Below are 11673 nucleotides of genomic sequence, written 5' to 3'. Positions count from 1 at the left end.
TCGGCGGCCGCGGCGTTCGCCTCGGCGCGCGTGTCGGCGGAGTAGGCATCGGCGGTCTGCCGCACCTCGAGCGAGTACGACTCGGCGCCCTCGCGTGCCGTCGCGGCCTCCGACTCGGCCGCCATGCGGAGCTCGCTCGCGCGGGCCTCGGCCTCGGCACGCACCGCGGTCCCGTGCGCGTCGGCCGCGCTGCGGGAGTCGAACGAGTAGGCGTCGGCGGCCGTGCGGGTCTGCTCGGCGTAGGCGTCGACCTCGGCCCTGACCTGGTCGGCGTACCCGTCCGCGTCGCCGCGCACGGTCTCGGCGTAGCGATCGGCCTCGCCCCTGACCTGCTCGACGTACTTCTCCGCCTCGCCGCGAGCGGCGTCGATCTCGCGGCGGAGCTCCGCGCGCGCCGTGGTCGTCTCGGTCTCGAGAGCGGCGCGCGTGCGCTCCTGGAGCTCGTCGACCTCGCGTCGGGTGCGCTCCTCGAGAGCCTCCACCTCGCCGCGACGGCGCGCCTCCTCGGCGTCCCACTCCGCGCGCTCGCGCTCGAGCTCGCTCGTGGCCGTGGCGCGGGCGGTCGAGAGCTCGTGCTCGAGCTCGCTCCGACCCGCCTCGAGGTCGGCCGCGAGCTGCGCGCGGCGCGTGCTGCTCTCGCTCTCGAATCGCGAGCGCTCCTCGGCCGTCTCGCGCGCGAGCGCTCCGGCCGCGGCGCGCGCGTCGGCGACCTCGCGGTCGGCGACGACGCGGAGCTCGGCGACGTCGCGCTCGGCCTCGGCGCGCAGCGCCCCCGCTTCCCGCTTCGCCATCGATCGCGTCTCGGCGGCCTCCGTGGCGACGGCGCCTCGGATGGTCGCGGCCTCGCGCGTGGCCTCCTGCACGAGCTGGTCGGCGTCATCGCGCGCGCGCTCGAGGAGCTCCTCCGCCTCGCGGGCCGCGTTCTCGCTCATCGCGGCGGTGCGCTGCGCGGCCTCGGCGACCATGCGCTCGATCCGCTCGGCGGCCTCGGCCTGCAGTCGCTCGACGTCGGCCTGAGCGGACGTGCGGACGCGCTCGGCGTCGATGTCGGCCTGGCTGATGAGGCGCGTCGACTGCTCCTCCGCGAGGCGGAGGGTCTGCTCGAGCTTCGTCCCGAGACCGGCATAGGTGGGGCGACCGACCTCGTCGAGCTCGGCCTGCAGGTCGTCCACGACGGCCTGCAGCCGCTTGAGCTCCTTGGCGGTCTCCGCCCGGTCCGAGTTCGCCTTGATGACGTCCCTGCGGAGCTCCTGGATCGCCTTGTCGACCTCGTCGCGCTTGTAGCCGCGCATCTCGGTCCCGAAGTCGCTGTCGATCGCTGCCACGTGTGGTCTCCCTGTCCGATGAGGCGAACGGGTTCGAGTGTAATCGGGGTGCGCGGCCGCGCCTCCTGCGCGCCGGCTGAGCGCGAATGGGCGGTCGAGGCCGATTCCGGTAAGCTGGGATGTCTTTGTTCTGCTGGCCGGAGAGCTCGAACCGCGAGCCTCCGTCCGAGATCCGTTGCTTGAGGGTGCGCGACCGCCGCCCGCAGCGGACGGTCGGGACGCGCGCGGACGAGCGCGCCGGGCCAGCATGAGAGGAGTGAACCCGTGCGATTCATCATCGCGATCGTGCTGTTCGTCGTCGCCTTCGTCGGCATCGGGCTCGGCATCGCCGAGCGCACCGTCTTCGCCGAGGCCGACCGCGTGACCGAGTCGGTGGCTCTCGAGTCGACCGCGCCCGTCACCGTGATCGACGGCTCCGCCCTCAACGCCTACGACGGTCGGCAGACGCTCGCCATCCTCGGCGGCGTCGAGGCCGGCCCCGCTCCCGCCCCGAGCGCGAGCCCGAGCGGGTCCGCCGCCCCCTCCGAGAGCCCGGCTCCCGCCGAATCGGGGGATGCCGCGGCCGAGTCCGCGACGGAGTCGGACGCGATCGCCGCGGTCTACGGGACCACGACCGACGTCCTCGGCTGGGTCGGCGAGGCGTCCTACACCCTCGTCTCGTGGGACGCCGAGCAGGCGGCCCTCGTGACGGAGGAGGTCGTCGGCGCGGAGTCGACCGTTCCCACGCCCATCGGCAGCGACCTCTGGTACGGCGAGTTCGAGGGCTCGGGGGAGCTCGGTCTCACGGTCAACGTGCCGCGCGACGTCTCTCTCCTCCTGGTCTCCGACGGCACGCTCCCCGCGCCGCAGGAGTTCTCGATCACCTGGCCGCTCGAGGTGTCGTCGCCGCTCGCGACGCCGCTCACCCTCGGGGGCTTCGCCGCGCTGCTCCTCGGCCTCCTCGCCCTCATCTGGGCGCTCGTGCACATGCGCAAGCAGCGCGGGCCGCGGCGCAAGACCCCGAAGGGTCCGAAGATGCCGCGCGTGCCGAAGCCCTCGCGCTACCGCCCGGTCAAGGCGAGCACGCTCATCGGCCGACCGAAGGGCCGACGTGCGGTGCGCCGGATCGCGCTCCTGCCGACCGCGATCACGACCGCGTTCGTGCTCACCGCGTGCAGCGTGGGCGGCGGCCTGAGCATCTCGCAGCCGACCGAGGCCGCGACGGCCTCCTCCTCTGCCGAGCCGGAGGAGGAGCTGCCCCCGGTCGCGGTGACGGCCCGTCAGGCCGAGCGCATCATCGGCCGCGTGGCCGCGACGGTCGCCGAGGCGGATGAGGCGGCCAACGGCGATCTGGCCGCCTCGCGCCTCGCGGGCCCCGCTCTCGAGCTCCGCCAGGCCAACTACGCCGCCCGCGCCAACGACGGCGAGGTCGCGGCCCTTCCGGCCATCCCGACCGGGTCCGTCGACCTCGTCCTGCCGCAGCAGACGGAGGCCTGGCCCCGTCAGGTCTTCGCGATCGTCTCCAACCCCGAGGACGAGACGGTGCCGCCCCTCGCGATCGTGCTGTCGCAGGCGAGCGCCCGCGAGCAGTACCGCGCGACCTACATGATCACGCTCGAGCCGCAGGCGACCCTCCCCGAAGTTCCGCCCGCGTCGCTCGGCACCGCCTTCCTCAGCTCCGACACCCCCTTCCTGCCGGTCCAGCCCGCGACCGTCGTGGCGTCGTACGCCGAGCTCCTGCTGCTCGGGGAGGCGGGCGCTCCCGACTTCGCACTCTTCGAGGCCGAGGGAGACAGCCTGCGCACCCAGATCGGCTTCGAGAAGAAGGAGGAGCGCCGCGCCGCGATCCCTTCCACGGCGGCGATCGACTTCACCAACGCCGTCGGCGACGCGGACGTCCTCACGCTCAGCACCCTCGACGCCGGCGCCCTGGTCATGGGCTACCTGACCGAGACCGAGACCGTCACCCCGACGCAGTCGGGCGCGACGGTCAACGCGAGCGGCAGCGTCGCGGCCCTCGCGAACGTCGAGTCGAGCGAGCGCGGCATCACCGCGACCTACGGCGTGCAGGTGCTCTTCTACGTGCCGTCGCTCGAGAACCCCGATGACCCCGTCGTGCTGCTCGGCTACACGCAGGGGCTCATCGCCGCTTCGGAGGTGCAGTGATGGAACCGCTCAACCCGGCCGCGATGCGCGGCGCCGTCGACCTGTCGGGTCTCGTCAGCCGTGCGAGCGCGCCCGCGGCCGCTCCCGGCCGGGCGGCCGCTCCTCCGAACGGCTCGGCGGCGCCGTCGGGCGGCGTCGTGCGCGAGGCCGATGACGCGTCGTTCGGCGAGGTGCTCGAGCTCTCGCAGCGCGTGCCGGTCATCGTCGAGTTCTACGCGAGCGGCATCGAGCCCGCGCTCGAGCCGATCATCGCCGGCTACGGCGGCCGCATCGTCCTCGTGACGGTCGACGGCAACCGCTCCCCGCAGCTCGCTCAGGCCTTCCAGGTGCAGCAGGTTCCCGCGGTCGCCGCGGTCATCGGCGGTCGTCCGCTCCAGCTCTTCGTCGGCATGCCCGCCGAGGCCGAGGTGCGCCAGGTGCTCGACCAGGTGCTCGAGCTCGCGCAGCAGCAGGGCGTCACGGGAGTCCTCGAGCAGGACGACGCCCCGACCGAGCCCGTCGAGGAGCCCCTGCCCCCTCTGCATCAGGAGGCCTACGACGCGATCGCCCGCGGCGACTACGCGGCCGCGGCATCCGCCTATCGCACCGCGATCGCGCAGAGCCCGCGCGACCAGGAGGCCGTCGCGGGCCTCGCTCAGGTGAACCTGCTGCTGCGCCTGGAGGGCGCGGTCGCCGCCGACGTCCGGGCGGCCGCCGCGGCGAGCCCCGATGACGCGGATGCCCAGCTCGCGGTCGCCGACCTCGACCTCAGCGGCGGGCACGTCGACGACGCGTTTGGGCGCCTGCTCGACGTCTTCCCCGCGCTCGACGCCGACGGCCGCACGGCCGTGCGCACGCGGCTGCTCGACTACTTCGAGATCGTCGGCGCCGACGACCCGCGGACGATCGCGGCCCGCCGGCGCCTCACGGCGCTCCTGTACTGAGGCGAGCGGCTACCGCTCCGGCGCGAGCCACAGCCCCGCGAGCGGTGGGAGCGTCAGCTCGGCCGAGGCCGGGCGACCGCCCCAGGGGGTGTCGTCCCCCGTGACCGAGCCGAGGTTCCCGACTCCCGACCCGCCGTACTCGTGCGCGTCGGTGTTGACGACCTCGCGCCACGCCCCGGCGTGGCGGAGCGGCAGGCGGTACGAGCCGACGGTGTTGCCGCTGAAGTTGAAGACGCCCACGATCGGGCTGCCGTCGGCCGCGCGCCGCTCGAACGCGATGACGTTGTTGCCCGCGTCGCCGCCCTCGAGCCACGAGAAGCCCTCGGGCTCGTTGTCGAGCTCCCAGAGCGCCGGGTTCTCGCGGTAGACCGCGTTGAGGCGCGAGACGAGCGAGTGCAGGCCGCGGTGCACGGGCTGGTCGAGGATCCACCAGTCGAGGCCGCGCTCCTCGCTCCACTCGCTCGGCTGCCCGAACTCCTGGCCCATGAACAGCAGCTGCTTGCCGGGGTGCGCCCACATGAACGCGAGGTAGGCGCGCACGTTGGCGAGCTTCTGCCACTGGTCGCCGGGCATCTTGCCGAGCAGCGAGCCCTTGCCGTGCACGACCTCGTCGTGGCTGATGGGCAGCATGAAGTTCTCGCTGAACGCGTAGAGGAAGCTGAAGGTGATCTCGTTGTGGTGGTGCGAGCGCCACATCGGGTCGCGCTGGAAGTACGACAGCGTGTCGTGCATCCAGCCCATGTTCCACTTCATGCCGAAGCCGAGCCCGCCGTCGCTCGTCGCGCGCGTGACGCCCGGCCACGACGTCGACTCCTCGGCGATCATCACGATGCCGGGCACCCGCTTGTACGCGGTCGCCGTCGCCTCCTGCAGGAAGCTGATCGCCTCGAGGTTCTCGCGCCCGCCGTGCTGGTTGGGCAGCCACTGCCCCTCCTCGCGCGAGTAGTCGAGGTAGAGCATGCTCGCGACGGCATCCACCCGGAGGCCGTCGATGTGGAACTCCTCGAGCCAGTACAGGGCATTGGCGACGAGGAAGTTGCGGACCTGGCTGCGGCCGAGGTCGAAGATGTAGGTGCCCCAGTCCGGGTGCTCGCCGCGACGCGGGTCCGGATGCTCGTACAGGGCCGCACCGTCGAACCTGCCGAGCGCCCACTCGTCCTTGGGGAAATGCGCGGGGACCCAGTCCATGATCACGCCGATGCCGGCCTGGTGGAGGCGGTCGATGAGGTAGCGCAGGTCATCCGGGTGCCCGAATCGCGACGTCGGCGCGAAGTAGCCGGTCACCTGGTAGCCCCACGAGGGGCCGTAGGGGTGCTCGGCGAGCGGCATGAACTCGATGTGCGTGAAGCCGAGCTCGGTCACGTACTCGATGAGCGGGTCGGCGAGCTCTCGGTAGCCGAGACCGGGCCGCCACGAGCCGAGGTGCATCTCGTAGACGCTCATGGCGCCCGAGTGCGGGTCGTTGGCGGCGCGGCGGGCCATCCAGTCGCCGTCGCCCCACTCGTAGTGCGATTCGCCCACGACGGACGCGGTCGCCGGCGGGGTCTCGGTGAAGCGCGCCATGGGGTCGGCGCGCGTCACCCACGCGCCCTCGGCCGTCAGCAGCTCGAACTTGTACGCCGAGCCGGCGGCGAGGCCGGGCACGAAGAGCTCCCACACGCCGTTGTCGTCGAGGCGGCGCATCGCGTGCAGCGCGCCGTTCCAGCCGTTGAAGTCGCCGATGACGCGGGCGGCCTGCGCGTGCGGGGCCCAGACGGCGAACGCGGTGCCGTCGACGCCCTCGTGGGCGCGGCGGTGGGCGCCGAGGACGTGCCACAGCTGCTCGTGGCGGCCCTCGCCCCACAGGTGCAGGTCGACCTCGCCGACGCTCGGCACGAAGCGGTAGGGGTCGTCGGCGTTCCAATCGGGGCCGCCGTCGTAGGTGGTACGGACGGTGTACGCCTGGCCGTCGGCCGGACCGCCCGGCAGGAGGCCGTGCCACAGGCCGTCGGCGTCGTGGGCGAGCGCGTGCTCGCTCCCGTCGGCGCGCACGACCGTCACGGTCGCGGCGAGGGGGCGCACGACGCGCACGACCCAGCCCTCGTCGCCGTGGTGCTGGCCGAGGGCGTCGTGGGGGCGGGGGTGTCGAGCCTCGACGAGCGCGCGGCGGTGGTCGGGGTGGAGGGGTGCGGGCCCCGGGGCGCCCGCGGGCGCCGACGGGGCGGGCACGGCATCCCCGCTCATGCCGGCGGTGCCGGCCGCGGGCTGGTGCGTCTTCTTCTCGATCGCCATCAGAGGCCCTTCGGGTAGTCGATGCGGAGGATGTGGACGGGCTCGGTGAACGCGTCGAGGCGCACGTAGTTGTCGGTGCCCCAGCGGTAGCGGGCGCCCGTGATGAGGTCCTTCACCTCGAAGGTCGAGCCGGGCTCGAGACCGAGCGCCTCGAGGTCGAGATGCACGGTGGTCTCGCGCACCGAGTGCGGGTCGACGTTCGCGACGACGATGATGCCGTCGGTGCGGCCCGAGCGCACGAATCGGCCCGGCAGCACCTTCGAGTAGACGAGTACGGCGTCGTCGTCGCTCCAGTGCACGCGCAGATTGCGCAGCTGGCGGAGCGCCGGGTGCTGCGCGCGGATCGTGTTGAGCTGCGTGAGGTACGGCGCGATCGTCGAGCCGTTCTTCGCGGCGGCGGCCCAGTCGCGCTGCTTGTACTCGTACTTCTCGTTGTCGATGTTCTCCTCGCTGCCGGGCCGCGCGACGTTCTCGATGAGCTCGTAGCCGGCGTAGACGCCCCAGGTCGGGCTCGCCGTCGCGGCGATCGCGGCGCGGATGCGGTACGCCGGCACCCCGCCGAACTGGAGGTACTCGGTGAGGATGTCGGGGGTGTTCACGAAGAGGTTGGGGCGCAGGAAGGCGCTCGTCTCGTGGCTGAGCTCGGTGAGGTAGGTCTCGAGCTCCTTCTTGGTGTTGCGCCACGTGAAGTAGGTGTACGACTGCTGGAACCCGACCGCGGCGAGCGACTGCATCATCGGCGGGCGCGTGAACGCCTCGGCGAGGAAGACGATGTCGGGCCGCTCGGTGTTGATGATGCCGAGCAGCCACTCCCAGAACTGGAGGGGCTTGGTGTGCGGATTGTCGACGCGGAAGATCGTGACGCCGAGGTCGATCCAGTAGCGAACGATCCGCAGGATCTCCTCGCGCAGCCCCTCGGGGTCGTTGTCGAAGTTGAGCGGGTAGATGTCCTGGTACTTCTTCGGCGGGTTTTCGGCGTACGCGATCGAGCCGTCGGGCAGGGTCGTGAACCACTCGGGGTGCTCAGTCACCCAGGGGTGGTCGGGCGCGCACTGCAGGGCGAGATCGAGCGCAACCTCGAGGCCGTTCTTCTTCGCGGCGGCGAGGAACGCCGTGAAGTCGTCGACCGTGCCCAGATCGGGGTGGATGGCGTCGTGCCCGCCCTCGGCGGCCCCGATCGCCCACGGGCTGCCCGGATCGCTCGGCCCGGGGGTGAGGGTGTTGTTCGGCCCCTTGCGGTTGACGCGCCCGATCGGGTGGATGGGCGGCAGGTAGAGCACGTCGAAGCCCATCTGGGCCACTGCGGGCAGTCGCCGGGTCGCGGTGCGGAAGGTGCCGGAGGTGAACGACCCGTCCTTCTTCCGCTTGGCCCCTTCGCTGCGCGGGAAGAACTCGTACCAGCTGCCGAGCCCCGCGCGCGAGCGCTCGACGCGGAGGACCTGCTCGTCGCTGAGCGTCTCGTGGCTCATGAGGCGGTGGCGCGCGATGGCGGAGAGGACGCGCGCGTCGGTCGCGACGGCGAGGCGCGCGGCGGGGGTCTGCTTGGCGTTCTGCATCGCCTTGCGGGCCTGGCTGAGAACGGTCGCGTCGGGCGTGCCCTTCGCGAGTCCGCGAGCGCGGTCGAGCAGCTGCGCTCCGGCGAGGAGCATGACGTCGACGTCGACGTCCGCCTCGATCTTGACGGTCGCGTTGTGCAGCCACGTCGCCCAGTCGTCGGTGTAGGCCCGGATGCGCCAGCGCCAGAGACCCTCCTGATCGATGAGGGCCTCGGCCTCCCACCGGTCGGTGCCCTTGGTGCGCATCGCGAGGGGATGCTCGGTGGTCTCGCCCTCGGGGGAGATCAGGACGAGGTCGCCGCCGAGCACGTCGTGGCCCTCGCGGAAGATCGTCGCCGCGAACGGGACGACCTCGCCGGCGAAGGCCTTGCTGGGCCATCGATCCTCGGGCTGCTGGGGGGAGAGGTGACGGATCGGGATCCGGCCGATTCTCGGGCTGAAGGGGAGGTTCTCGTTCTGTGCCACCCCTCGACGCTACCCCCGGCGGGGGCTCCCGCGAGGGCGGATGTGCAGGTCTCTGCCAGAAGCCGCGGAGGATTCGTCGAGGGTGGCGCGCGGTGTGGGCATTAGGGGGGACAGAAATGTACCCCGGCAGGGGTACGCGAATACGCGTCACTTCTCTTGCGCGTGCCGTCGCGCCGCGTACTGTCGTCAGTGGAAGCGCTGCGGTCGGAGACCACCCGAAGTCCCCGAGCGCGCGCATCCCATCCGAAGCGACCCGAATGCGGCGGATGAGATGCAGGACCGAGACCCGTCGCCCATGACGGGGACCGGTCCTGCTCCTCGTTAACGGGCAGGTGCACCCTCGCTTAGGCTGTCCCCTTGTGGGCAACCGCCACCCTGCCCGCGATCGAGGAGTGATGTCGTGAAGGCGATCCGCCGTTTCACCGTTCGTACTGTTCTGCCGGCCTCGCTCGCCGCGGTCGGCGACCTGGCCGCCAACCTGCGCTGGTCGTGGCACGAGCCGACCCGCCAGCTGTTCGAGCGCATGGACCCGAAGCGCTGGGACGAGCTCGGGCACGACCCGATCGCCCTGCTCGGCGGCATCGACCCGGCCCGGCTCGAGGAGCTCGCGAAGGACCCCGGCTTCATCGCCGAGGCCGAGTCGCTGCGCGACGACCTGCGCCGCTACCTCGACGAGCCCCGCTGGTACCAGTCGCTGCAGGGCGCGCCCGAGCGCATCGCGTACTTCTCGCCCGAGTTCGGCATCGCCTCGGCGATCCCGCAGTACTCCGGCGGACTCGGGATCCTCGCCGGCGACCACCTCAAGAGCGCCTCCGACCTCGGCCTCCCGCTCATCGGCGTCGGCCTGTTCTACAAGGCCGGCTACTTCCGGCAGGCGATCGACCGCGACGGCTGGCAGAAGGAGAGCTACCCCGTCCTCGACCCCGACGGCCTGCCGATGCAGCTGCTCCGCGACGCCGACGGCGCGGCCGCGCTCGTCACGCTCGCCCTCCCGGGCGGCGATGCCCTGCACGCGCGCGTCTGGCAGATGACCGTGGGGCGCGTCGTCCTCCTCCTGCTCGACACGGACATCCACGAGAACGGCGAGGAGCTGCGCGGCGTCACCGATCGCCTGTACGGCGGCGGCGGGGAGCACCGACTCCTGCAGGAGCTCCTGCTCGGCGTCGGCGGCGTGCGCGCGATCAAGCGCTACGTCGAGGTGAGCGGCACGGCCTCGCCCGAGGTCTTCCACACCAACGAGGGCCACGCGGGCTTCCTCGGTCTCGAGCGCATCAGCGACCTCATCGCGCAGGGCCTGAGCTTCGACGAGGCGCTGCAGGTCGTGCGCGCCGGCACCCTCTTCACGACGCACACGCCCGTGCCCGCGGGCATCGACCGCTTCGACCTCGGCCTCATCGAGCGCTACTTCTCGACCGAACTGCTGCGCGGCGTCGACGTCGCCGACGTGCTCGCGCTCGGCGCCGAGGACTACGAGGGCGGCGACTCGGGCGTCTTCAACATGGCCGTCATGGGCCTGCGCCTCGCGCAGCGCGCGAACGGCGTCTCGCAGCTGCACGGCGAGGTCTCGCGCGGCATGTTCGGCGCGCTCTGGCCGGGCTTCGACGAGGCCGACGTGCCCATCACCTCCGTCACGAACGGCGTCCACGCCCCGACCTGGACGGACCCGCTCATGGTCGGGCTCGTGCACGAGAAGCTCGGCCACTTCGAGACCTCCGCCGCCGACTTCGCGGGCCCCGCGATCACCGACGGCGACCTCTGGTCGGTGCGCCGCGCAATGCGCGAGCAGCTCGTGGCCGACGCCCGCTGCCGCGTCAAGGCGGCCTGGGAGGAGGAGAACCCGGGTATCGCGGCCCCCGCGTGGATGGACTCCCTGCTCGACCCCGACGTGCTGACGATCGGCTTCGCGCGCCGCGTGCCGACGTACAAGCGCCTCACGCTCATGCTCCACGACGAGAACCGCCTGCGCGCGCTGCTGACCGACCCCGAGCGCCCCGTGCAGCTCGTGATCGCCGGCAAGTCGCACCCCGCCGACGACGGCGGCAAGGCGCTCATCCAGCGCCTCGTGCAGTTCGCGAGCGCGCCCGAGCTGCGCGAGCGCATCGTCTTCCTGCCGAACTACGACATCGCGATGGCGCGCCTGCTCTACCCGGGCACCGACATCTGGCTCAACAACCCGCTGCGCCCGCTCGAGGCGTGCGGCACGTCGGGCATGAAGGCGGCCCTCAACGGCTCGCTCAACCTGTCGATCCTCGACGGCTGGTGGAACGAGTACTACGACGGCGAGAACGGCTGGGCGATCCCGACCGCCGACGCCGCGGGCGACGGCGCCGAGCGCGACAAGCTCGAGGCCGACGCGATGTACGACCTCATCGAGCACCAGATCGCGCCGCGCTTCTACGACCGCGACGAGCAGGGCGTTCCGCGCCGCTGGGTGCAGAGCATCCGTCACACGCTCTCGACGCTCTCGCCGGAGCTCTCGGCCGACCGCATGGTGCGCGAGTACGTCGAGCGCCTCTACATGCCGGCCGCCGAGGCCCAGCGCATCATCTCGCAGCAGGACCACTACCCGGCCAAGCACCTCTCGGCCTGGAAGCAGCGCGTGCAGGCCGAGTGGCCGAGCGTCTCGGTCGCGCACGTCGAGTCGGGCGGCGTCGAGTCGCCGCAGCTCGGTGACGAGCTCGAGGTGCGCGCGTACGTCGAGCTCGCCGGTCTCACGCCCGACGACGTGCTCGTCGAGGTCGTGCACGGCCGCGCCCGCAACGGCGACGACCTCGTCGACGTCCAGCGCCAGCGGCTCGATCTCGTCTCGCACGATCTCGGCCAGCCGGCGACCTTCGCGGGCACGGTGCGCCTCGGGCGCTCGGGCTCGTTCGGCTACACCGTGCGCGTGACGCCGCGGCACGAGCTCCTGGCCTCGCCGGCCGAGCTCGGCCTCGTCGCCGTCGCCCACTAGCGGCCGGTCGGCCGCGTGTCGTCGTCGGCGCCGTC

6 protein-coding genes are annotated in these 11673 nt (G+C 72.2%); 3 read left to right on the top strand and 3 right to left on the bottom strand.

The features are described from left to right. Positions 1-1325: DivIVA domain-containing protein (locus Q7T15_RS06800; RefSeq protein WP_304694594.1), on the bottom strand; the 1325-nt coding region annotated here is incomplete at its 3' end. A 264-nt stretch (positions 1326-1589) separates the two neighbouring features. Here Q7T15_RS06800 and Q7T15_RS06795 point away from each other — a divergent pair. Beyond that, positions 1590-3470, top strand: coding sequence for a hypothetical protein (locus tag Q7T15_RS06795; RefSeq protein ID WP_304694592.1), 1881 nt, complete (start codon positions 1590-1592; stop codon positions 3468-3470). Continuing rightward, the gene (locus Q7T15_RS06790; protein WP_304694590.1) at positions 3470-4393 is read left to right on the top strand and encodes a tetratricopeptide repeat protein; all 924 of its coding nucleotides are present in this window, start codon (positions 3470-3472) and stop codon (positions 4391-4393) included. The genes Q7T15_RS06795 and Q7T15_RS06790 overlap by 1 nt, the downstream gene beginning before the upstream one ends. A 9-nt stretch (positions 4394-4402) precedes the next feature. On the opposite strand, the gene glgB is transcribed toward Q7T15_RS06790, so the two are convergent. Both glgB and Q7T15_RS06780 read right to left on the bottom strand, forming a co-directional pair. Continuing rightward, a complete protein-coding gene (gene glgB, locus Q7T15_RS06785) occupies positions 4403-6664 on the bottom strand; it encodes a 1,4-alpha-glucan branching protein GlgB (RefSeq protein WP_304694588.1) in 2262 nt (753 codons plus the stop codon). Further along, positions 6664-8634, bottom strand: a complete 1971-nt coding sequence (locus Q7T15_RS06780; protein WP_304694596.1) for an alpha-1,4-glucan--maltose-1-phosphate maltosyltransferase — start codon at positions 8632-8634, stop codon at positions 6664-6666. The genes glgB and Q7T15_RS06780 overlap by 1 nt, the downstream gene beginning before the upstream one ends. A gap of 451 nt (positions 8635-9085) precedes the next feature. On the opposite strand from Q7T15_RS06780, the gene glgP reads away from it, so the two are divergent. Then, a complete protein-coding gene (gene glgP / locus Q7T15_RS06775; RefSeq protein ID WP_304694586.1) occupies positions 9086-11638 on the top strand; it encodes an alpha-glucan family phosphorylase in 2553 nt (850 codons plus the stop codon). The last annotated feature ends 35 nt before the right edge of the window (positions 11639-11673 follow it).

The organism is Microcella sp. (genome assembly GCF_030645145.1).
Taxonomy (GTDB): Bacteria; Actinomycetota; Actinomycetes; order Actinomycetales; family Microbacteriaceae; genus Microcella.
This window is presented reverse-complemented; position numbering and strand designations above follow the sequence as displayed.

What these genes read in the sequence shown, in the direction of transcription:
- glgB (WP_304694588.1), bottom strand. Translation starts at nt 6,664, where the DNA reads ATGGCGATCGAGAAGAAGACGCACCAGCCCGCGGCCGGCACCGCCGGC.
- Q7T15_RS06790 (WP_304694590.1), top strand. Translation starts at nt 3,470, where the DNA reads ATGGAACCGCTCAACCCGGCCGCGATGCGCGGCGCCGTCGACCTGTCG.